A 22432-nucleotide genomic window follows, 5' to 3' on the forward strand; every position below is an offset into this window, starting at 1 on the left:
CTTGTTCATAATCTTCGATGACCAGAACTTTTTTAGACCGGTAAAATGCTCGCTTGGATACCACTGAACTCAACTCTCACGCCAACAGCCGCTAGCCTACCACAACAGCCAGCTACTCTGGGAATAAGAATATGTAACTTAATTTTGCGATCATGGGACCTAAAATCCTAAAGCTTTACCATAAATTCAATTGTTGTAATTCGGTAGGGCAGGCGCCTGCGCGGATCCATTTGGCTAAAGCCTGAGCCACATTAACGTATTGCACCTTATTGTTGTGTGACTGTGACTCTAACCAGATTTTGATCACATCTGTATTCAAAGTGTCGGTACTTTGACCCAATTGCAATTGAGTCAGCGCCAGTGCGTTGGATTGCTGTTCCATCTGGCCTTGCAATGCTTTGACTAAGATCCGTTTTTGTAGCTGCAGCGCTTCGCTAACCAGTTCAAAGCCTGCGTTGCTGATCACCGCATTGGATTGATGCAAGTCGCGCTTAAACTCGTCGACACAAGGGCCAGAGCATTGAATATGTCCGAGCTGGCTTTTACTTAGGCCTGGGCCATACAAATAAAATTGGTACTGAGTTAAAGGTTGTAGCCACTGCAGTACTTTGTTCTGGTTTTCAAATGGCAGATACACCAGCACTTTATTAGTATCAGCAGTATTTTCAGCCGGCTCTAAATCGACAATAGGTGGCAAAATTGGTTGGTTAAAATGATGCCAATGTAGACCAATTTGTTGCTGCCCTGGCGCAAAAAACTTAAAGATGTTGCGGCTTAAAGGTGTGGCATGTGTTTGAGGAATTTGATGTAAAAAGGCGTACTGATGACCAAAAGCAACAGAGCGCTTTTTCTGCATGCGTGCCGCCCAGGCGGTAATAGGTTCGAAATCGGTTAAGACTAAATCATAAGCTGAGCAGTCCAGTTGACGGATATCACGCCATAGCTCCAGAGGTTTGGCCCGCAGCGCGGTTTTTGGATAACTGATCTGGCCTTGTTCTGTGACAAAGGTCAGACCGGTTTTCACCTGATAGTCGCCAAACTGCTGCATATCAAAGAGTTGGTCAGCCGGACGGCCTGAAAATAAGAAGTCGACTGCTATGCCTTCAGCGTGAAGGTACTTGCCCATAGCGCGGGCTCTGCTGATATGTCCATTGCCTGTTGCCTGCACACCATACAAAACCCGCATCGAATGACTCCTTTAGTCCCTCCAGACCAGCGCTTTAAAGTGGACGCGGCACATGGAGATATATTGATTATTACCGCCTATCTGCACCTGACTGCCAGTGGTGGCTGCATGGCCGTTTTCGTCCAGTCGCACCACAAAGTTGGCTTTACGGCCACAATGACAGACCGTCTTTAATTCCACTAACTTATCTGCCCATGCCAGCAGAGCCTGGCTACCAGCAAAGGTTTCACCTAAAAAGTCGGTTCTAAGGCCAAAAGCCAATACAGGCACATTCAGATCGTCTACTACATAAGTCAGCTGTTTGACCTGAGCTTTGGATAAAAACTGTGCTTCATCAATCAGCACACAGTCCAAAGCACCTTGCTGTTTCAGCGTTTTGCAGGCTTCGATAAAGTCAAAGTTGGCGTCAAAAATCTGCGCATCCATCGACAAGCCAATGCGTGAACTGATTTTACCTACACCAAATCTGTCATCGATAGCAGCGGTAAAAAGCGCCACTGTCATGCCTCTTTCCTGATAGTTGTAAGCACTTTGCAGTAAAGAGGTCGATTTGCCTGCGTTCATCGCTGAATAATAAAAATACAATTGCGCCATCTGCGTGGTCTCGTTTTAAAAAGTCCGGCGCAGTATAACCAAAAGCATTACTCTGGCGTAGCCTAACGTCGGAAGATGACAGTAAGAAGACAATTGACGTACACTGCCGCTTCACGCAAATTGAGCTGTATAGTGTTAAATTTTATAGGGGAAACAATGGATAAGTTGTTGTTTGGAACTGTGTTGGTACAGGTGGTGTTAACCCTTGTGATGATGGTATTGATGGGAAAACGTCGTTTTAAAGCGGCGAAAAATCGTGAGTTACCTTTCAAAGCATTCAGACTAATGGATTTAACTGGTGCGAACGAGCAGGTGATCACCGCCAGCCGTAATTTTGATAATCAGTTCCAGTTGCCTGTGTTGTATTTATTTGCTGTGGCTTTTGCCATGCAGTTTGCAGTGGTTGATTTGAGTCTGGTGATTTTGGGTTGGTTATTTGCCATCAGCCGTCTGGCTCATGCTTATGTGCATGTGGGAGCTAACCATGTGCGTCTGCGTTTTGCAGTTTATGTATTTGGTGCCTTGATGTTACTGCTGTTCTGGCTGCGGTTAAGCATGGCGTATTTGCTCGCCTGATGACGGAGTTCCTTTGGCCTTATCTGAGTCTGGCCTTCAGCGCTTTTATCTCGGCGACTTTGTTGCCTTTTGGCTCAGAGCTGGTGCTGGTTGGCTTATTAACTCAAGGCCATCCGGTACTGGTGTTGTGGGGCATAGCTACGGTATTTAATACCGCAGGTTCGGTGCTGAACTGGTATTTGGGCCGACAACTGCTTTTGTTTCAGCACAAAAGCTGGTTTATGTTTAAACCACAGCAAATAGAACAAGCCAGCGGTCAGTTTCAGCGCTGGGGATTGCCTTCGTTATTGTTGGCATGGTTGCCAGTGATTGGTGATCCGCTGACCTTAGTGGCTGGTGTGCTGAGGGTTCCTTTGCTTTGGTTTGTGCTGTTGGTAGGATTAGGCAAAGGGTTGCGGTATGGTGTGGTTATTGGCCTGATGCCAGCGATTTGAACTGAATTTTGGAGATCTGATGAAGGCTTTATCTCTTTGTGCTCTGGTGGTGGCTTTAGGTTTTGGTACGGCTTTATCACAACAAAATCCGGCGACACCTATTCCCGCCCCCTCAACGACTGCAGCGCCAGTTGTGGCGGTAGATCCTTCCTGGCAACGGCTGCCACAGGATAATTTGCTTTATCTGGAAACCGATCAAGGCCGTATTGTGATTTTGTTGGCCCCTCAGTTTGCACCTGAACATGTAAAACGGGTCAAACAGCTGGTGAAAGCCGGCTTTTATGATGGTGTCACTTTTTATCGGGTGATTGAAGGTTTTGTCGCTCAGTTTGGCGTACCCGAACACGAGTGGGGCACCAGAGCCAAGTTAACACCAATGAAAGCTGAATTCAGCTGGCCTGTGCGAAGCGGCGATCCTTATCTTTTAGTGCAGCGTCCGGATTTATTAGCAGAAGAAACCGGCTTTAATCAGGGCTTTGCGGTAGCGCGTGAACAAAATCAGGAATGGCTGGTGCATTGCCCTGGTGTGGTCAATATGGCCCGTGCCAACGAACCTGATACCGGGGTGGCAGATATAGCAATTATGATGGGGCAGGCGACACGTCATCTGGATAAAAATATGTCAGCCTTTGGTAAAGTGATTTGGGGGCAATATGCTATCAATCGTATTCGCCGCGGTGACACTGCAGATGGCGGTGTAATAGGTTCTGCAGCGGCGCGCACTGTGATTAAGCAAGCACGTTTAGGCACAGATTTAGCGCCAGACAGACAGTTGCAGCTGGAGTGGCTTAGCACCACCAGTTCGGAGTTTTCGCAGTCTCTGGCTGAGCGTCGCTCCCGTACCCATGTGTTTTATCAGCACAAAGGCAACGGCAATATGGATGTTTGTTATCCGCAGGTGCCGGTGCGTGAGGTAAAAGCTGTATAAAGCCTGTAAAACACAAAATTTACTGGTCGATGACGGCCTTTTCAGTCATTATGTGCGCCTTTTCTGTGGCGCTCCGAGGGGATAGCAATGAACTACGAATTAACAGCTGACGATTTAAACAAACTCAGTTTATTGGACGCTGAACAGCGTTACGACTACTTCATTCAGGCCGTGGCCGATCTGGAAAAGATCTGGATCCTGGTAGATGAAGAAGGTTTTGTATTGGTTGATGCTGATGAAGAGCGTTGCATCCCGGTATGGCCACATGCTGAATTAGCAGAACTGTGGATCAACGGTGACTGGGCTCAGTGTCAGGCTCAGGCTGTTGACATCGCAACCTGGTTAGATAAGTGGACCAGTGGTTTAGACGGCGACGAATTAGCTATCGCTGTGTTCCCACACGCAGCTGAACCTGGCGTGGTGATTGGCCCTGAAGAGTTTTCTGAAACTCTGATTGAAGCTACACAAGACAACGAATAACAACTTAATTCGGGTCAGAGTAAAATTAATTCGATGATTTAATTTTACTCTGACCCGGATTATTTTTTCTCCTTGAAGCTATTGATAACAATTCTTGATTAGATTATGATGCCCGCAGTTCAACATGCAGGTGCATTTATGTACGTTTGTCTTTGTAAAGCAGTCACAGATAAAGCCATTCGCCAACAGGTCGAAGCGGGCGCTTGTTCTATGCGTGAGCTTAAACAAAATTTGGGCGTAGGCACTCAATGTGGCAAATGTGTCTGTCAGGCCAGCGATATTCTTGACTCTGCTTTATCTAAACAGTCAGCACAACAACGTATTCCGGTGTTGATGATCAATAACACTCGTCCTGCTGCTTAATTCATTCCTGTACTTTAAATTAGTCTAAGCACTATTCTTCATTTTTATTCATAAAATCAGCATTTAAAGTTAAATGGGCTGCATTTATCGCTGCGGCTAGGCATAATGTTGGCATCTTTTCCTGAGGTAAACCTTATGACTAAAATTGCTAAGGTTGCGATAGTGGGGGGCACCCACGGCAACGAATTCTCCGGTATTTATGCCATTCGTCAGTACCAGGCCAATCCAGCGTTGATCCAGCGCCCAAGCTTTGAAACCAGCACTTTGTTTGCTAATCCTGAAGCGCATAAAGCCAATAAGCGTTATTTACACAGCGATTTAAACCGCCAGTTTAAAAATGTCGATTTGGCCAATCCTGCGTTAACGAATTACGAACAGAGCCGCGCCAAAGTGATCAATGAAATTTTAGGGCCAAAAGGCAATGCCAAAACCGATCTGGTGATTGATTTACACAACACCACCAGCAATATGGGCGCCTGTTTGATCATGACGCAAGCCGGTCTTTTTTATAATCAGATGGCCGCTTACGTAAAGATGAAAATGCCAGAAGCTATTATCTCCCGCGATGAGGATCATTTAGCCGCTGAAGATCACGCGCTGATGTGTACGCTCGGCCGGTATGGTGTGATAGTGGAAGTAGGGCCACAATCTCAGTCTGTGCTGCGTCAGGACGTGCTGGAGCAAATGCATGAGATGACGGCACATATTCTGGACTTTGTGGAGCTGTACAACACCCAGAGCCTGCCAGAGCTGCCAAAACGCACTGAAGCTTATCTGTATCTGCACAGCATTAAATTGCCGATGAATGAAAAAGGCGAACGTTTGGGTATGGTGCACAAAAATGTGCAGGACAAGGACTATCATCCTATTCACCCTGGCGATCCGATTTTCACCTTATTTGATGGTACTGAAGTGCCTTACGACGGCGATACAGTGGTGTATCCAACCTTTATCAATGAAGCTGCCTATTACGACAACAATCTGGCTATGTCGCTGAATGACAAAATCTGGATTGAGCTGGAATAAGCCGGCGAGCCATTGAAAAAGGAGCCAATCGGCTCCTTTTTGCTATCAGCAGCTTTTTTCTATCCACAGCTTAAAGCTGCACGTAGCTGGCTTTTTTCTGGATAAGTTCGATGGCGTAGTTGTCCGGGTCGCGTACAAAAGCGATTTCTGTAGTACCACCTTTCACCGGGCCAGGTTCGCGGCTGATCACGCCACCTTTAGCGCGGATCAACTCACAAGCCGCATAAATATCATCTACTTCTAAGGCGATATGGCCATAAGCAGTGCCCAGCTCATAGCTGTCAACGCCCCAGTTGTAAGTTAACTCCAACACCGCACCTTCGCTTTCATCACTGAAACCAACAAAAGCCAATGTATATTTGTATTCAGCATTTTCTGAAGTGCGTAACAACTTCATGCCCAATACTTCAGTGTAAAAGGCCAAAGAGCGTTCTAAGTTAGTGACGCGGAGCATGGTATGTAAAATGCGCATAAAATTTCCTTAATCGACTTTGTCGGCAAACTCGCACAGATCTTCAATCAGGCAGCTGCCACATTTAGGTTTACGGGCTATGCAGGTGTAGCGGCCATGCAGGATCAGCCAGTGATGCAGGTCATACATAAATTCAGTTTTGTTCGGGGTGTTTTTAATAATGCTTTGTTCGGTTTCTTCAACCGTTTTGCCTTTGGCATAGCCTGTGCGGTTAGCCACGCGCTGGATATGGGTATCGACGGCGATAAAGTATTTACCTTCATTATCTTTTAGCCAGCCGAATGCTGTATTGAGCACCACGTTAGCCGTTTTGCGGCCTACACCAGGCAAGGCTTCTAAAGCTTCGCGGTTTTCCGGCACTATACTGTTGTGCTGGTCTATCAGGATACGGCAGGTTTTAATTAGGTTCTCTGCTTTTGAGTTAAAAAGCCCAATGGTCTTGATGTACTGCTTTACGCCATCCACACCCAAATCAAAAATAGCCTGCGGCGTATTGGCGACAGGGTAGAGCAATCGGGTGGCTTTATTGACGCTGACGTCCGTGGCCTGAGCCGATAACAACACAGCCACCAGCAATTCAAAAGGTGAGTTAAACTCAAGCTCAGTGGTAGGCTTAGGATTGTTTTCACGCAGGCGCTGTAAAATCTGAATACGTTTTTCTTTATTCATGTGGTTTTATTTAAAACTCTTTATTCAAATGTCTTTAGGCTAAGTGGAAACGTGGGTCACCCGTGCACGACTGATTTTTTGCTCTACAGGTTTAGCTTTAGCCGCTGCTCTGGCGTCCACTGCATTTTTACCCGCAATCAGAAAACCCATCACTAAAAATGCACCAGGCGGCAATATTGCCAATAAAAACTGATGGTCGGCCTGATACAAATGAATGGTCAGCACTTTGGCCCAGTCACCCAAGAGTAAATCGGCGCCGGCGAATAAAGTACCAGCACCTATCACTTCACGCACAGCACCTAAGGTGCAAAGCACTAACGCAAAACCGGTGCCCATCATCAAACCGTCAAATGCTGCTGGTAATACCGCATTTTTGGAGGCGTAGGCTTCGGCGCGGCCTATGACGATACAGTTGGTAACTATAAGCGGAATAAAAATACCTAAGGCCTGATACAGGTTATACATAAAGGCATGCATCAATAGCTCTATCACTGTCACCACAGAAGCAATGACCATAACAAAAACCGGTATACGGATTTCATTCGGTACATAGTTACGGATCAAGGACACGACGGTATTAGTGCTCAGTAACACCAGCATAGTGGCCAAACCTAAACCTAAAGCGCTGGTCAGGCTGGTGGTCACGGCCAATAAAGGACAAAGTCCTAATAACTGCACTAAGCCTGGGTTGTTTTTCCATAGACCCTGACGGACTATTTCCTGATATTGATTCATTGCTTCAGGCTCCACAATCGGCTGGCAAGCTGGCCAGTTCAGGATGTTGCTGAATATAAACCGCAGCATTTTTTACTGCTTTCACTACAGCACGAGGTGTAATAGTAGCACCGGCAAACTGATCAAACTGACCACCGTCTTTTTTAACCGCAAAGCTACGATCATCAGCTGAAGCCACAGTCTGACCATTAAAGCTCAGCACCCATGGGTTTTTACGCAGCTCAATTTTATCGCCAAGGCCTGGAGTTTCTTTATGACTCAACACCCTCACACCAATGACTTCACTGTCCGGACTAATAGCGGCCAGTACTTCGATAGCACCACTGTAACCATCGGGCGCTGTGGTCTCGATCAGATAGGCTTTTAGCTGACCTTCAGAGCGATAACGGTAGATCTTTTGTTTGGCATCTTTGCCTAATAACACAGTATCCAGTACAGCCACGCAGTCATTCAGTATGTCTGTATTACCGGCAAGTTCAGGCACAACTTCCACCAAAGTGCTCAATTTACTGGCTAGTTGCTGTTTTTCGATTTCAGCTTTGGTGATTTCATTGACTGCGGCCACTGCAAATACACAAAGCACGGCAGCGGTTCCAAGCAACAGCGCATTTTTACCGACAGAACTAAGCATCAGCGCACTCCCTTGTTTTTATGGCCATAAGTGCGTGGCTGGGTGTAGTAGTCAATTAAAGGCACTGTCATATTGGCCAGCATTACAGCAAAAGCAAAAGCGTCCGGATAACCGCCATAACTGCGGATCAAAAACACCAATACGCCTATTAAAGCGCCAAAAATCAACCGGCCTTTTTCAGTGGTCGAAGCGGATACCGGGTCAGTGGCGATAAAAAATGCTGCCAGCATAGTGGCACCAGAGAATAGTTGAAACACAGGACTGGCATTGGTATCGGGAGAGATCAGCCATGCCAGTAAACTACAGCCAAATAACGAACCTAATACAGCCACTGGAATGCGCCACTGAATGACTTTTTGCTGCAGTAAGAACAAACCACCGAGCAAATAGGCCAAATTGACCCAAAACCAGCCTTCACCCGATAACCAGCCAAACACAGGTTTTTTCATACTCTCTGCTGTGGTGTAACCTTGGGACAGATCGGTTTTTAAGGTATCCAGTGGTGTCGCCATACTGATGCCGTCCGCGTCCTGACGCAGTTGACTGACACTGTAACCGCTGCAGCTAAAGTCGGTAAAAATAGCGCAGACAGCATCAACAGGGCCTACAGATAAATGTTGCACCGGAGCCGCTGGCAACCAACTGGTCATAGGCAGAGGAAAGGACACCAAAAGCAACACATAAGCCGCCATGGCAGGGTTAAATAAGTTATTGCCTAAACCGCCGTACAGTTGTTTCACCACCACTATGGCAAAGGCAGTCCCTATCACCACTAACCACCAGGGCGCATAAGAGGGGATAGCGACAGCGAGTAACAAGGCTGTGACTAAGGCGCTGTGGTCCAACAGTTTGACTTTGATTTTTTTACTACGAATAGCCAATACAGCGGCCTCGCAACTCAAAGCCGTGATGATCGCCAGCACCAGTTGAATAAGCACGCCATAACCAAAAAAGTAAGCCTGCACTGCTATGCCTGGTACAGCAGCAAGCGCCACCAGTTTCATTAACTGAGCGGTATTTTTTTGACTGTGCTGGTGCGGAGAGCTGGCGATTTTAAAACTCATAACGGCTCACTGTTTTGTTGTTTTTTAGCTTTCGCACGGGCAATTGCTGCTGCAATGGCGGCTTTTTTCGCATCTTGTTCTGGCGCTGACTCTGCTGCTGCTTCAACTGGCTCCGTAACCTCTGCTGCAGGTGCAGGTGCAGGTTCTGTTTGTTGCACTTGCGCTTGTTCGGCCAGCTTTTTCGCTTTAGCACGGGCTATAGCGGCAGCAACTGCAGCTTTTTTGGCATCCGCATCAGCAGATGATGTTTCAACAGAAGCAGGTTCTGAAACTACTTCAGGCAGCGCTTCTGCTTGTTTTTTCGCTTTAGCACGGGCTATAGCGGCAGCAACTGCTGCTTTTTTTGCATCTGCGTCAGAAGCTGGTGTTTCAGCCGGAGTTGGTTCTGCAGTGGCTTCAGGCAAAGCTTCTGCCTGTTTTTTCGCTTTAGCTCGGGCTATAGCGGCTGCTACTGCGGCCTTTTTTGCATCCGCATCAGCAGATGATGCTTCAACAGGAGCTGGTTCTGCTGCAGCTTCAGGCTGTGCTTCTGGCTCTTGCTGTGTCAGCTTTTTCGCTTTAGCGCGGGCTATAGCGGCTGCTACTGCAGCTTTTTTTGCATCCGCATCAGCAGATGATGTTTCAACAGAAGTAGGTTCTGCAGCAGCTTCAGGCAAAGCTTCAGCTTGTTTTTTCGCTTTAGCACGGGCCAAAGCTGCGGCTATAGCTGCTTTACGTGGATCTTCTGTTTGCTCTGCACCAAGGTCTGCTGTAGGTTCAGCAGTCGCAGATTGTTGTTTCTGCTGCTGATAGGCCAAAGCCTCTGCTTTTTTACGTTCACGTTCTGCAATAATTTGTTCTTTATCCAGCTGCGGTGCGGCTTGATGTTGCGTACGCTCCAAAGCTTGTTGCACAGCTGCTGCGCTTTGAGTGGCCAAACCGCTGGCTTGTTGCTGGGCGACACGTTGTGCTGCCAGTTGCTGATTACGCTCTAAACGTTCTTGTTTATCCCGCTCCAAACGTTCAGTGCGCGCATCAAAACGGGCTTTGGCTTGTTCAGCTTTTAAGGCTTCGCGTTGAGTTTCCCGAATATCTGCTTTGGCGACACGGTAATAATGCACCAACGGAATTTCGCTTGGACACACATAAGCACAGGCACCACATTCAATGCAGTCGGATAAATTGTATTCCGCCAGTTTGTCCTGATCTTTGGCTTTGCTATACCACAACAGTTGCTGCGGTAATAAGCTGGCAGGGCAGGCATCGGCGCAGGCACCACAGCGGATACAGTCCATTTCGTCGCTGGCAGCGCCCAGTTCGTTTTCTGTTGGCGCCAGAATACAGTTGGTGGTTTTGACGACGGGTACAGACCAGTCTGCTATAGCAAAGCCCATCATAGGGCCGCCGATAATAACACGCTGCTGCGGTTCAGCCTGAAAACCACAGGCATTCAACAAGTCAGAAATAGGAGTACCGATCAGCGCCAATACGTTTTGTTGCTGAGCTAAAGTTTCACCAGCCACAGTGACTACACGATGGATCAGTGGAATATCATCCAGCACTGCCTGAGCTATCGCAAAGGCTGTGCCGACGTTTTGCATCACTATGCCAATGTCTAAAGGTCTGCGACCAGCAGGAACTTCTTTATTGGTCAGCAATTGGATGAGTTGTTTTTCGCCGCCAGAAGGATACTTGGTTGGCACTTCCCGCACGAGGTAGTTGTCTTTCTGGCCTATAGCGGCTTTTAAGGAGGCAGCTGCAATCGGCTTATCGTCTTCAATACCTATTAATACAGCTTTTGGATTCAGCAGTTTAACCAGTATCTCAATACCGGCGATAATGTCGCTGGCGCGCTCCTGCATCAGCATGTCATCTGCTGTGATATAGGGTTCGCATTCCACAGCATTGATAATCAGATAATCGACCGGCTGTTTAACATTCACCTTAATATGAGTCGGGAAACCTGCGCCGCCCATACCGGAAATACCAGACTCCTGAATACGTTCCAGCAAGGTATAGACATCCACCTGCTCTGGATCCAAAGGTCTACGAGGCCGCCATTCGTCCATACCATCCGGAGCCAGCACTAAGGTGGGCTCAGCCAAGCTGGATGGGTGCGCGCTGGTATGCAATTCAATAGCCTGCACCACGCCTGAGGTTGGCGCATGCACTGGCACTGCCATCGCATTATCAGCCTGAGTTAAAGCCTGGCCCTTCAGTACACGATCGCCTACTTTCACCAGCACTTTGCCAGCCACGCCAATATGCTGGCGCAGCGGAATATATAAACGGTCAGGAATATCCAAAAGCGCTACAGGCTTTTGGTTGGTGCGCTCTTTACGGCTTGGCGGGTGAATACCACCGTGAAAGTCCCAGACTTTTCCTGCCTGAATTTGTTGAAATAAAGTAGGCAAGTTACGACTCCAGCACTTTTACCGGGATAGCTTTTAAGTCCCATTTCCAGCGCTCAATACTGCTGGCTAATGGCACCATATCAATGCAATCCACAGGACAAGGTTCCACACATAAATCACAGCCGGTGCACTCGTCGACAATGACGGTGTGCATTTGCTTGGATGCACCTACAATAGCGTCGACAGGGCAGGCCTGAATACATTTGGTACAGCCAATACATTCATCTTCGCGGATAAAAGCCACACGTTTGACCGCCGGAGTTTGAGCTGCATCCAGAGGTTTGGCTTCAACACCCATTAAATCAGCCAGCTTTTTGATGGTGGCGTCACCACCCGGCGGGCATTTGTTGATGTCATCGCCATTGGCTATGGCTTCAGCATAAGGCCGGCAGCCTGGATAACCACATTGACCACATTGGGTTTGCGGTAAAATCTCATCAATTTGTTCAACCAGCGGATCGGCATCCACCTTAAAACGTATAGCGGCATATCCCAGCACAGCGCCAAAAATCAGCGCCAGAATACCCAAAGCCCAAAGGGCTGTGATAATAGACATTTACACTTTCACCAAACCAGTAAAGCCCATAAAGGCCAGTGACATTAAACCCGCGGTAATCATGCCGATAGCGGCACCTTTAAAAGAGACAGGCACATCGGCCGCGGCCAGACGCTCGCGCATCGCAGCAAATAAAATCAAGACTAAAGAAAAACCTACAGCTGCACCAAAGCCATAGACCACAGAGGAGAAAAAATCATGACGTGCTTTGACGTTTAAAAGCGCCACGCCCAATACTGCACAGTTGGTGGTGATCAGAGGTAAAAAGATCCCCAATAAGCGATACAAGGTAGGGCTGGTTTTATGCACCACCATTTCGGTAAATTGCACTACGACTGCGATCACCAGAATAAAAGCTAAAGTGCGCAGATAAATTAAATCCAGTGGCTGCAATAAGTAATAATCCACCAGATAACTGCAAAGCGAGGCTAAAGTCAGAACAAAAGTGGTGGCCATCGACATGCCAATAGCAGTTTCGAGTTTTTTTGATACGCCCATCACAGGACACAAGCCGAGAAACTTCACCAGCACGAAGTTATTCACCAGCACTGTGCTGACCAGCAACAGCAAAAATTCCGACATAAAAGAACCCCAGAAAAAAGTCGCGCTATTATGAAGCTTTGCGCCTTGTGAAACAACAGCGCTGAACGCGAATGGCTCTTATCTGAGCCTATGGCACACGCTGAAACAACAGTACACAACGCGAATGGCTCTTATCTTAGCCTATGGCACCGGACAAAAACGTAGGAGCGCCGAGTACTGCGACGTGACAAGCCGCGGTCGCTACACCAGCCCGTTTAAACAAAACCGTGGTTCAGGTGGATATTTGTATAAAGGTTTATTCCAATGGAGCAGGCTTACTTAAGAAGTAGCCTTGTATCCCGTCAATTAATAAAGATTCCAGCATTTGTTTTTCAGCAGCTGTTTCAACATTTTCAGCAAATACTGCCACACCAATACGGTGCGCTAAGTCGACCATCAACCGGACAAAGTACTGGTTGTTTTTATCTTCTTCAATTTGTCGGGTGTAACTGCCATCCATTTTGACAAAATCAGGTTTTAAATCGCGGAAAAATTTAAAGGATGTAATACCAGCACCAAATTTTTCCACTGTGACTCGTGAGCCGCACTGATGCAGCATATCAATCAGACGTTTACTCAATTTCAGGTTTTGTTGCAAACCCCATTCACTGATTTCAAATACCAGCCGGGATGTTAGTTCGTTTTCTTTTAACAAACGACGTTCCAGGTAGCTGATAAATTCTTCATCCTGCACTGAATGGGCGGACAGGTTCAGGCCGAAACTCTGGCCCGGATGTTTTGCCACTAATATCAATGCCTGTTCTACGATCATCTGCTCAATTTCGATCAACTTGTCGAGCTTTTGCGCCATGTCTAAAAACAAGGCTGTCGGCAGTAACTGATCTTCATTACTGCGAAAGCGCACCAATAATTCAGAATAGGTTTTACTGGTTTTATTCAGCGGTTGTATAGGCTGAACTAATAAGCTTAAACGCTGGCCTTGCAGCACATCATCAATCAGGTTACGCCAGTTTTTGGTGCTGAACGACGACTCTGCGGTTTGCTCCTGGCTGTCGGTAAACAAGTACCATAAATTACTTTGTTTAGTCGCTTTATTCTGTTTGGTTTTCGCCAGGCCCAAAGCTGTATCGGCCATCGCCAGCAGCTCGCCTAAAGGTTTACCCTGAGCCACCTGAACTAAACCCGTTAAGGCCACCGAGTCCAGCTGTTTTTGCTGCTGATAGCTATCGAAGTTTTGCTGCAGCAGTAATACCAGCTCTTCCGTTTGTTCGGGCGTCATTTGTGGAAACAACACACAGAAGTCTGTGTTGTTCAGGCGAAATAATGGGCTTTCATCAGACAGCTGCGGCAGTTGCTTTAATAAGTCCGCCATCTCTTTAATATACAAATCACCGGCCAGATAACCTTGTTTATGGTTGATCTGAGCCAGACTGTGACAACGTACCAGTAAAAATACTGATTGATGTACTGCATTGGCGGCTTTGAGTTGCTGTTCGTAATAACGCACAAATTGCTGACGGTTTGGTAACGAGGTCAGTTGATCATACAGTGCCAGCTCTAATAAATAGTCTGTGCCTGAGGTCGTTGCCTGAGGTTGTAATTGCTGCACTAGTGCTGGAGCTTGTTGCACAGCTGATTCTATTGGATGAGGCGGCAGAGCTTTTTGCTTTTTTGGCCGACCCGGCTGCAGGTAATAAGGCAATACACCTAAAATCAGCGGGCAAAAAAATAAAAACAAGCTAAAAAGCTCAAGGGTGCGCAATTGTTCTGACAGCTGGGGTAAAAACTCTACCTGTAAATTATGTGCCTGATCTTTGACTGAAGCTGGAGTAATGGGCCGGTCAAACTGAGTTAACATCCAGGAAGAGATAGTATAAGAGGGCATCGAATTGCTTTGTTCGTGCAGTACCACACCGTCGAGCTGACTCACTTTTAAGTAAGGTAAATCAAAACTGCTACTCAGCTGGCGGGTCAGAATTTTGGTATCACCAGTTAAATCGCTGGCTAACATCTGCTGAATAGCGCTGTAGTGCAGTTGATACAGGCTTTGAATTTGTTGAGCTGCCGCAAACCAGAATAACCAAAGTGCCAGCACAGCCGATACCAGAGCGGCAGTCCAGTGACTTAGAGCAATAAAGGATGGAGACTTCATAGCAGACAACCCATAAAGATTTTTTATCCGAGCTTGAACATCAGAAAATAAGCTTAAGGTATTTCAGGAAAAAACACTAAGGAAAAGAGACAATTAAGAGAGCAAACAAGATGTAATTTAGGTGGCTCCCCAGGTTGGACTCGAACCAACGACCTACGGATTAACAGTCCGCCGCTCTAACCGGCTGAGCTACTGAGGAATTGTATACGGTTATCAAATTGTGATTATTTCAGTTGGCTCCCCAGGTTGGACTCGAACCAACGACCTACGGATTAACAGTCCGCCGCTCTAACCGGCTGAGCTACTGAGGAACTGAAATAATATGTTGAGACTACAGTGGCTCCCCAGGTTGGACTCGAACCAACGACCTACGGATTAACAGTCCGCCGCTCTAACCGGCTGAGCTACTGAGGAACTGTGTTCTGCAACGGGGCGCAATACTAATGCCCGTCTCAAACACTGTCAACACTTTGCCCAGTGCTTTTTCATAAAAGAAGTTTACTTGCTGTTTGTTTAGCCAAAGCCGGTAGAAAAGCTGCGCAAAACCAATTTTTGCATATGCAAAAGCTATTCGCCCTTTTGTCATGGCATTGAAATTTGGCAAAGTCAGGCCAATAAAGGGCTAGCGTAAGTTACCCACAGAATCTGTGGATAAGTCTGTGAATTGTTGGCCTGATGGCTAGGCTAAGCCTTAACAGATAAGGCTTAGCGCCAGATCAATAGGTTTGCGACTAATTTTTTACCTTATATAAAACAACAGGTTATGAATCTGAAAGAACTGAAACTTTATGCAAAACGCTATTGAGGAAACAAAATTTCTATGCAAAAGCAGATTGTGAACATTTTTTCTTATTCTTGTTCAGTTTTACACCAATTTGGTCGCATTGCTGGTAGTGCCGCCTGTTACTTTTCTCTACAATAGCGCCACTTGCGCTTAAGCTGACTGTTATGACTCAATCCACTTCGAAACGTCCTGATCTACTCAAAGGTGATATTCAGGCCACCATGAAACAAATGACGGTGCCAGTGCTGTTTGGCATGATCACCTTAATGTCTTTTAATCTGGTGGATACCTTCTTTATTAGTATGCTTGGCACAGCAGAACTTGCAGCTGTCAGTTTTACTTTCCCTGTTACTTTTACCGTCATTAGTTTGGCTATTGGCCTGAGTATTGGTACTTCTGCAGTAATAGCCCGCGCATTAGGCAGTGGCGATCAGCAAAGTGCCCGTAGTGATGGGTTAGCGGCCTTGTGGTTATCGGCCTATTTAGTCATTGCTTTGTCGATAGTGGGTTATTTGACTATTGATCCTTTATTCCGATTGTTGGGTGCCAAAGAAGATACCTTGCCTTTTATTCATGAGTACATGGATATCTGGTTTTTTGGTGCCGTCTTCCTTATCACCCCCATGATTGGGAATGCGGTATTAAGAGCGGCGGGGGACACAAAAACGCCCAGTATTTTGATGGCCTCTGCTGGCTTATTAAATGCGATTTTGGACCCTATTCTGATTTTTGGTTGGGGCCCAGTGCCTGCTATGGGCGTTGCTGGTGCTTCACTGGCTAGCCTGATCTCCTGGTTATTGGGTTTTGGCCTTATTCTGTATTTGCTGATGGTGCGCCGTAAACTGGTAGATATAGGACATCAGCCTTTTGCTGAGTTTGTCAAAATCAGCCGGAAAATTCTGCATATAGGTTTACCGGCTGCTGGAGCCAATATGCTGACTCCATTGGCTATGGGGATTTTGACCGCCTTGATGGCAAGTTATGGCGCTGAAGCTGTGGCTGCTTTTGGGGTTGGGGCGCGCATCGAGAGTATTGCCTCTTTAGTAGTGCTGGCGCTTTCGATGACTTTACCTCCTTTTGTCAGTCAGAATTATGGAGCTTGTGCTTATCATCGTATTCACGATGCCTACAGAGGCTGCATTAAGTTTATTCTGGCCTGGCAATTTGTCGTTTATGTAGGATTAGCTGCGTGCGCCTGGGTATTGGCTGATGTATTTACCGAAGATCCGTTGGTGGCGCAGTATATCCGCTACTTTATCTGGATCTTGCCTTTAGGTTATGGCCTGCAAGGCATTATTATTCTGACTAACTCATCCTTTAACGCTTTGCATTTACCGCTGAATGCGCTGCAACTCAGTGTGATCCGCCTTTTCGTATTTTATGTGCCTTTTGCTTATATAGGTGGCTTGATAGGTGGCGTGATAGGGGTTTTTGTAGGCGGCTTGATTGCCAATGCTATTACCTCTGGCCTGGCATACAGTTGGTTTAAACGTAGATTGGCTGCCTTAACTTTAAGTGGAGAATCCTGATGAGCCGCGATATTAAATCGGTCTCCCATGACCTGCTCACTCTTACTTTGCAGGGGGATAGTTTATGAGCCGCGATATTAAATCGGTCTCCCATGACCTGCCCACTCTTACTTTGCAGGGGGATAGTTTATGAGCCGCGATATTAAATCGGTCTCCCATGACCTGCCCACTCTTACTTTGCAGGGAGATAGTTTATGAGCCGCGATTTCGAATTGGTCTCCAATTATCAACCTGCAGGTGATCAGCCCACAGCTATTGCAAAACTGGTTGAAGGCCTGGAGTCTGGTTTAGCTCATCAAACCTTATTAGGGGTTACGGGCTCAGGTAAAACCTTCACTATGGCCAATGTGATAGCGCAAGTGAACAGACCTACCTTGATTATGGCGCACAACAAAACCCTGGCGGCGCAGCTTTATGGTGAGATGAAGGAATTCTTTCCGAATAACTCGGTTGAATACTTTGTGTCTTATTATGACTATTACCAACCTGAAGCTTATGTGCCGTCCAGCGACACCTTTATCGAAAAAGACGCTTCTATTAATGAACATATAGAGCAGATGCGTTTGTCGGCGACCAAAGCGCTGATGGAACGACGGGACGTAGTGATTATCGCCTCAGTGTCGGCCATTTACGGTTTGGGCGATCCGGAATCCTATATGAAGATGCTGTTGCATCTCAAAGTAGGCGATATAGTCGATCAGCGTTTTATTTTACGACGTTTGGCTGAGCTGCAATACAGCCGCAATGATGCTGCGTTTGAACGTGCGACTTATCGTGTGCGTGGCGATGTGATTGATGTGTTTCCGGCTGAGTCGGATGAAATCGCAGTGCGGATTGAGCTGTTTGATGAAGAAATTGAGCGCATTAGTTTATTTGACCCGCTGACAGGTTCTGTCGAGAAAGTCGTCAGCCGTTACACTATTTATCCAAAAACGCACTATGTGACGCCACGGGAAAAAATCCTCGAAGCTACAGAGCGTATTAAGGTGGAACTCAAAGATCGCCGCGCTCACTTGCTTGCAGAAAACCGCTTGATTGAAGAGCAGCGTATTGGGCAGCGCACTTTGTTTGATTTAGAAATGATGGTGGAACTGGGGTATTGCTCCGGCATTGAAAACTACTCGCGCTATTTATCAGGCAGGGCAGAAGGTGAGCCGCCTCCAACTTTGCTGGATTATTTCCCGGCTGATGGTTTGATGTTTATCGACGAGTCGCATGTCACCATTTCACAAATTGGCGCTATGTACAAAGGCGATCGCTCACGTAAAGAAAACCTGGTGAACTATGGCTTTCGTTTACCTTCGGCTTTAGATAACAGGCCACTGAAGTTTGACGAATTTGAATCCATAGCGCCACAGCGGATTTATGTGTCGGCTACACCAGCAGATTACGAGTTAAAGCAATCAGCAGGTGAAGTGATAGAGCAGGTGGTACGACCAACAGGTTTGCTTGACCCTGTGATTGAAATCCGTCCTGTAGCGACCCAGGTTGACGATTTAATGTCAGAAGCTTTCCGCTGCGCCAAACTGGGTGAGCGGGTATTAGTCACAGTACTGACCAAAAAAATGGCTGAAGATTTAACGGACTATTTAGCAGGCCACGGCGTCAAGGTGCGGTATTTACACTCCGACATTGACACCGTAGAGCGGATGGAGATTATCCGGGATTTACGTTTAGGTGTATTTGACGTGCTAGTCGGTATTAACTTATTGCGGGAAGGCCTGGATATTCCTGAAGTGTCTTTAGTGGCGATTCTGGATGCGGATAAAGAAGGCTTTTTACGTTCAGAGCGCTCGCTGATTCAAACCATGGGCCGTGCCGCCCGTAACCTTTATGGTAAAGCAGTGCTTTATGCTGACCGTATTACCGGTTCTATGCAGCGCGCTATTAATGAAACCGATCGTCGGCGCAATAAGCAAATTGCATACAATGAACTGCATGGCATCACACCTACGGCTATTAAGAAGAAGGTGTCGGATGTGATGGATCTTGGTCAGGATGCCGATCTGCCGAAAGTGGCGGAGAAAATCAAACTGGCCAAAGGCAAAACGCCTTATCAGTTGCAGGCAGAAATTAAGCAACTGGAGCAAAAAATGCTGCAGCATGCCAAAGATCTGGAGTTTGAACTGGCAGCGCAGGCTCGGGATCAAATTCATCAATTACGCCAGGCTTTGCTGGAGATTTAAATCATGGGGTCAGAGTAAAATTAAACCGTGGTTTAATTTTACTCTGACCCCAATTATTATCTGCTTGATATTTATACACTTCTTTACTGAGCCATTCAGAGAGCATTAACTTTCAGACCTTTACACTGCCTGCGTTTTCTCAACCAAAAGGTAGTAATTATGAAACGTTCCATGCTCGCTTTACTTATCGCTGTAGTGTCAACCGGTGCAGCAGCGAACAGCTATCAAAATGAATCTTCAGTAGATTACATCAACGGTGATATCAACAATGTTGATGTAGACGCCTGGCAACTGAAGCATCAATATTTCTTTAATGCAGTAGACACTTCAGGCAATACACCACGTGCTGAAGCTGCATTTATCAATAAAAACGCCAGTGTCTTTGGCACCCTGTCCCGTACTTCTATCGGTGACTTTGATCAGAATGGCTGGTCAGTGGGTGGTGAGTATATGGACCAGAGCCATAACTTCTACGGTCAACTGGAATGGAGCCACTTCAGTGGCACTGACAGACAGGATGTCGATGGTACCGTAGGTTACTTCATCAGTAATGACTGGTTAGTAGGTGCTATTTTTGAGCACGACAGACCGGATCAAGGTGGCAGCAGCACTAACTATGGTGTAATGACTAAAAAGTTATGGGATTTAGGCACGGGTGATATGATCAACCTGGAAGCCGATATCCTGGACTACCGTAATAATTCAGCCACCCGTTATGGTGTGGGCGCGGATTACTACTTCGGCAAAAACTTCTCTGCCGGTGTAGGTTATCAGTGGATTTCTGACGGCGTATTAAGCGAAAGCGAAGATAGCCTGAGCTTACGCACTAAGTGGTTTGCTTTACCTAACCTGTCGTTATCAGCTGGCGTAGCCTTTGATGCGCTGGAAACGGGTGATGATCTGTATCAGTTAGGCGCAAGCTACCGCTTCTAATGTTTTGCCCGTTGTATTTGGCGCCGCAACGTTGTTGACCGGGCTCGTCGCCCCAGTCACAACTGAAGTGATGATTTAAGAAAGGAGCTTAACGGCTCCTTTTTTCTTTTCTGAGGTATTAACTTGCGGTTAGCTGTTGCCAGATGCTTTTTGCCACTGGGCCAAGCAGTTGATCTTTATGTCGCACCAGATGCACTTCTCCCTGAATAAACTTTGGAAACTCCACAGGTTTTAACTGCACTAAAGCACCGCTTGCTAACTCATCAGCCACCTGATGCCGTGCCACCATGCCCCAGCCTAAATGCGCTAACAGGGCTTGTTTCATACATAAACTGTTATTTACCTTAACCCGTCGTGCCGACTGCAAGGGCAGTAGTTTTCCACTGTCGAAATTCAGCGCTTCCGAGTTGGCCACCAATTGCGGTAATTCAGCTAATTGAGCCTGATGAGTTAAAGGGCCACCCAGTTGTTTTAAAAACTCCGGGGTTGCGACACATAAAATATCAAAACTACCAATAGCCACAGCCTCAAAATCACCCAGACTGATAAAGACCGGATACCAGGGGCTGATGGCTAAATCGGCCTGTTGGTTTTTTAGCTTTTCCAGCGCCTGCAGCCGGTAATCACAACTCAGTAATAACTCTGTATGAGGAAACTGCTGCTGGGCTTGCCGGATTGCAGCCATATAAGGTTGCAGATCAACAGCCTCGTCAAAGGCCAAACGTAAACTGGCTTCAGCGCCACGACTTAAGTGTTGAGCCAAAGATTTTAATTGAGCACTTTGATGCAGAAGTTGTTGAGCTTGTTGATAAAAACGTCTGCCAGCTTCGGTAAATTGAAGGCGATATTGACTGCGATCCACTATAGTAAAACCGCATTCCTGCTCCAGCTTTTTCAGCGCCATACTCAAAGCTGGTTGGGTTTTATGCAGTTTCACCGCGGCCTGCAGCAGACTTTCACTGCTGGCAACGGCGTCGAGAATATAGAGCTGAGTTAAGTTCATCAATTATTCTTATATAGAACTGAAATAAATATAAATTTTAATATCAAATTTGCTTTTGTATAGTGCAAATACAAAAAAGCGATGTAGCCAGAGCAAAAAAAGGGAAAGGTTTACATGTCCAGAAAGATAATGATAAGTGCGCTCTTATGTATGGTATCGGTAACGGGCTGTTCCAAGCCAGCAGAAACAGCAGAACAAAGTCTGAACAGACCGGTGAAATTGCATCAGGTGCAGGATGGCCAGCAAAAATTAATTCGTCAGTTCCCTGCGATAGTGGAGCCTACTGAAAATGCCCGTTTAACGTTTCGGGTTAGTGGCAAACTCACTCAGTTTTCTATTCGACCTGGCCAGGAAGTAAAAAAAGGCGATGTGTTAGCCCGTTTGGATGCCACAGATTTTAAATTAAGGGTTGAGCAGGCCCAGGCTCGTTATCAATTGTCGAAAGCGCAGTTTGACAGAGCGGCCAGCCTGATTGGGCAAAAACTGGTGTCTCAGGCTATGTACGATGAAGCCAAAGCACAGCTGCAAGTAGCTGACGCTGATTTGAAAACTGCCCAAACTAATCTTTCCTATACAGAAATGGTGGCACCTTTCAGCGGTACAGTGTCACGTTCTTTAGTGGAAAATCATGAAAACGTTGCGGCGCAGCAAGCCATTCTGGAATTGCAACTCAAAGGCATGGTGGATGTGGTGATCCAGGTGCCGGAAGATGTAATTGCACTAGTGAAAAAAGACGTCAGTTATCAGCCTGATGTAATTTATGACTCTTACCCAAGCCTTAGCTATAAAGCCAGTATCAAAGAGTGGGACACCAGGGCAGACAGCGCCACCAACAGCTTTAAAGTGGTGTTCAGCATGGCGGCACCGGAAGAATTTAATGTGCTCTCTGGGATGACGGCTAATGTAGTGGCTGATATGAGCCAGCTGATGCGCGCTCAGGCCTCTGTGGTCGTCGTGCCAGCCACAGCCGTATTTGCCGCTAATGATCAGCCTGTGGATGCGGCAGAGCGTTTTGTCTGGGTCTACAGTGAAGGTATGGTCAATAGACGTGCTGTGACTGTAGGGCGCTTAACAGAGCAGGGCATCGAAATTTTGTCTGGCTTAGCAGCTGGTGATCAGGTGGTGACCGCTGGTGTACAGCAATTGACGGAGAACCAGCAGGTAAGACCATGGCAACGTGAGCGGGGTCTGTAAG

Annotated in this window: 22 protein-coding genes and 3 tRNA genes; 10 read left to right on the forward strand and 15 right to left on the reverse strand. The window is 46.8% G+C overall.

The window, feature by feature from the left end; translation table 11 throughout:
- Positions 1-175 precede the first annotated feature (175 nt).
- Both OM978_RS08030 and OM978_RS08035 read right to left on the reverse strand, forming a co-directional pair.
- Positions 176-1186 carry an MJ1255/VC2487 family glycosyltransferase gene (locus tag OM978_RS08030; RefSeq protein WP_264346317.1) on the reverse strand — a complete coding sequence of 337 codons (1011 nt, stop codon included), beginning with the start codon at positions 1184-1186 and terminating at the stop codon, positions 176-178.
- A gap of 12 nt (positions 1187-1198) precedes the next feature.
- On the reverse strand, positions 1199-1780 hold the full coding sequence (locus OM978_RS08035; RefSeq protein WP_264346318.1) for a thymidine kinase: 582 nt from the start codon (positions 1778-1780) through the stop codon (positions 1199-1201).
- A 156-nt stretch (positions 1781-1936) separates the two neighbouring features.
- Between OM978_RS08035 and OM978_RS08040 the strand changes: the two genes are divergently transcribed.
- The 6 genes from OM978_RS08040 to OM978_RS08065 all read left to right on the forward strand — a co-directional run bounded on the left by OM978_RS08040 (position 1937) and on the right by OM978_RS08065 (position 5587).
- On the forward strand, positions 1937-2356 hold the full coding sequence (locus OM978_RS08040) for an MAPEG family protein (protein ID WP_264346319.1): 420 nt from the start codon (positions 1937-1939) through the stop codon (positions 2354-2356).
- The gene (locus OM978_RS08045; protein ID WP_264346320.1) at positions 2356-2790 is read left to right on the forward strand and encodes a YqaA family protein; all 435 of its coding nucleotides are present in this window, start codon (positions 2356-2358) and stop codon (positions 2788-2790) included. The genes OM978_RS08040 and OM978_RS08045 overlap by 1 nt, the downstream gene beginning before the upstream one ends.
- A 19-nt stretch (positions 2791-2809) precedes the next feature.
- On the forward strand, positions 2810-3718 hold the full coding sequence (locus OM978_RS08050) for a peptidylprolyl isomerase (RefSeq protein WP_264346321.1): 909 nt from the start codon (positions 2810-2812) through the stop codon (positions 3716-3718).
- 87 nt (positions 3719-3805) lie between these two features.
- Positions 3806-4198, forward strand: a complete 393-nt coding sequence (locus tag OM978_RS08055) for a DUF2750 domain-containing protein (protein ID WP_233008912.1) — start codon at positions 3806-3808, stop codon at positions 4196-4198.
- A 138-nt stretch (positions 4199-4336) separates the two neighbouring features.
- The gene (locus tag OM978_RS08060; protein WP_264346322.1) at positions 4337-4561 is read left to right on the forward strand and encodes a bacterioferritin-associated ferredoxin; all 225 of its coding nucleotides are present in this window, start codon (positions 4337-4339) and stop codon (positions 4559-4561) included.
- A gap of 135 nt (positions 4562-4696) precedes the next feature.
- A complete protein-coding gene (locus tag OM978_RS08065) occupies positions 4697-5587 on the forward strand; it encodes an aspartoacylase (RefSeq protein WP_264346323.1) in 891 nt (296 codons plus the stop codon).
- A 70-nt stretch (positions 5588-5657) separates the two neighbouring features.
- Here OM978_RS08065 and gloA read toward each other — a convergent pair whose 3' ends face one another.
- The 12 genes from gloA to OM978_RS08125 form a co-directional block, all read right to left on the reverse strand.
- A complete protein-coding gene (gene gloA, locus OM978_RS08070) occupies positions 5658-6059 on the reverse strand; it encodes a lactoylglutathione lyase (RefSeq protein ID WP_233008916.1) in 402 nt (133 codons plus the stop codon).
- Between the two features lie 9 nt (positions 6060-6068).
- Positions 6069-6728 carry an endonuclease III gene (nth, locus tag OM978_RS08075; RefSeq protein ID WP_264346324.1) on the reverse strand — a complete coding sequence of 220 codons (660 nt, stop codon included), beginning with the start codon at positions 6726-6728 and terminating at the stop codon, positions 6069-6071.
- Positions 6729-6767: 39 nt separating this feature from the next.
- Positions 6768-7463, reverse strand: coding sequence for an electron transport complex subunit E (locus tag OM978_RS08080; RefSeq protein ID WP_264346325.1), 696 nt, complete (start codon positions 7461-7463; stop codon positions 6768-6770).
- A 4-nt stretch (positions 7464-7467) separates the two neighbouring features.
- Positions 7468-8094 carry an electron transport complex subunit RsxG gene (gene rsxG / locus OM978_RS08085; protein ID WP_264346326.1) on the reverse strand — a complete coding sequence of 209 codons (627 nt, stop codon included), beginning with the start codon at positions 8092-8094 and terminating at the stop codon, positions 7468-7470.
- The gene (gene rsxD / locus OM978_RS08090) at positions 8094-9158 is read right to left on the reverse strand and encodes an electron transport complex subunit RsxD (protein ID WP_264346327.1); all 1065 of its coding nucleotides are present in this window, start codon (positions 9156-9158) and stop codon (positions 8094-8096) included. The genes rsxG and rsxD overlap by 1 nt, the downstream gene beginning before the upstream one ends.
- Positions 9155-11551, reverse strand: coding sequence for an electron transport complex subunit RsxC (gene rsxC / locus OM978_RS08095; RefSeq protein ID WP_264346328.1), 2397 nt, complete (start codon positions 11549-11551; stop codon positions 9155-9157). Before rsxC ends, rsxD begins: the two co-directional genes overlap by 4 nt.
- A gap of 1 nt (position 11552) precedes the next feature.
- On the reverse strand, positions 11553-12107 hold the full coding sequence (rsxB, locus tag OM978_RS08100; protein ID WP_264346329.1) for an electron transport complex subunit RsxB: 555 nt from the start codon (positions 12105-12107) through the stop codon (positions 11553-11555).
- A complete protein-coding gene (gene rsxA, locus OM978_RS08105; protein ID WP_264346330.1) occupies positions 12108-12689 on the reverse strand; it encodes an electron transport complex subunit RsxA in 582 nt (193 codons plus the stop codon).
- A gap of 256 nt (positions 12690-12945) precedes the next feature.
- Entirely contained in the window at positions 12946-14802 is a 1857-nt protein-coding gene (locus OM978_RS08110) for an EAL domain-containing protein (RefSeq protein ID WP_264346331.1), read from the reverse strand.
- A 122-nt stretch (positions 14803-14924) separates the two neighbouring features.
- Positions 14925-15001: transfer RNA gene (locus tag OM978_RS08115), tRNA-Asn, on the reverse strand.
- 35 nt (positions 15002-15036) lie between these two features.
- Positions 15037-15113: transfer RNA gene (locus OM978_RS08120), tRNA-Asn, on the reverse strand.
- A 26-nt stretch (positions 15114-15139) separates the two neighbouring features.
- Positions 15140-15216, reverse strand: a tRNA-Asn gene (locus tag OM978_RS08125).
- 534 nt (positions 15217-15750) lie between these two features.
- Here OM978_RS08125 and OM978_RS08130 point away from each other — a divergent pair.
- The 3 genes from OM978_RS08130 (at position 15751) to OM978_RS08140 (ending at position 20234) form a co-directional block, all read left to right on the forward strand.
- The gene (locus tag OM978_RS08130; protein ID WP_264346332.1) at positions 15751-17115 is read left to right on the forward strand and encodes an MATE family efflux transporter; all 1365 of its coding nucleotides are present in this window, start codon (positions 15751-15753) and stop codon (positions 17113-17115) included.
- Positions 17116-17309: 194 nt separating this feature from the next.
- Positions 17310-19301: an excinuclease ABC subunit UvrB gene (gene uvrB, locus OM978_RS08135; protein WP_264346333.1), complete on the forward strand. Its 1992-nt coding sequence runs from the start codon at positions 17310-17312 to the stop codon at positions 19299-19301.
- A gap of 159 nt (positions 19302-19460) precedes the next feature.
- On the forward strand, positions 19461-20234 hold the full coding sequence (locus OM978_RS08140) for a putative porin (RefSeq protein WP_264346334.1): 774 nt from the start codon (positions 19461-19463) through the stop codon (positions 20232-20234).
- A 118-nt stretch (positions 20235-20352) separates the two neighbouring features.
- Here the strand turns inward: OM978_RS08140 and OM978_RS08145 are convergent, their stop codons facing one another.
- A complete protein-coding gene (locus tag OM978_RS08145; RefSeq protein ID WP_264346335.1) occupies positions 20353-21237 on the reverse strand; it encodes a LysR family transcriptional regulator in 885 nt (294 codons plus the stop codon).
- Positions 21238-21351: 114 nt separating this feature from the next.
- Here OM978_RS08145 and OM978_RS08150 point away from each other — a divergent pair, with 114 nt between their 5' ends.
- Positions 21352-22431 carry an efflux RND transporter periplasmic adaptor subunit gene (locus OM978_RS08150; RefSeq protein ID WP_264346336.1) on the forward strand — a complete coding sequence of 360 codons (1080 nt, stop codon included), beginning with the start codon at positions 21352-21354 and terminating at the stop codon, positions 22429-22431.
- Position 22432 lies beyond the last annotated feature (1 nt).

The organism is Rheinheimera sp. MM224 (genome assembly GCF_947090785.1).
In the GTDB taxonomy this organism is placed as follows: domain Bacteria; phylum Pseudomonadota; class Gammaproteobacteria; order Enterobacterales; family Alteromonadaceae; genus Pararheinheimera.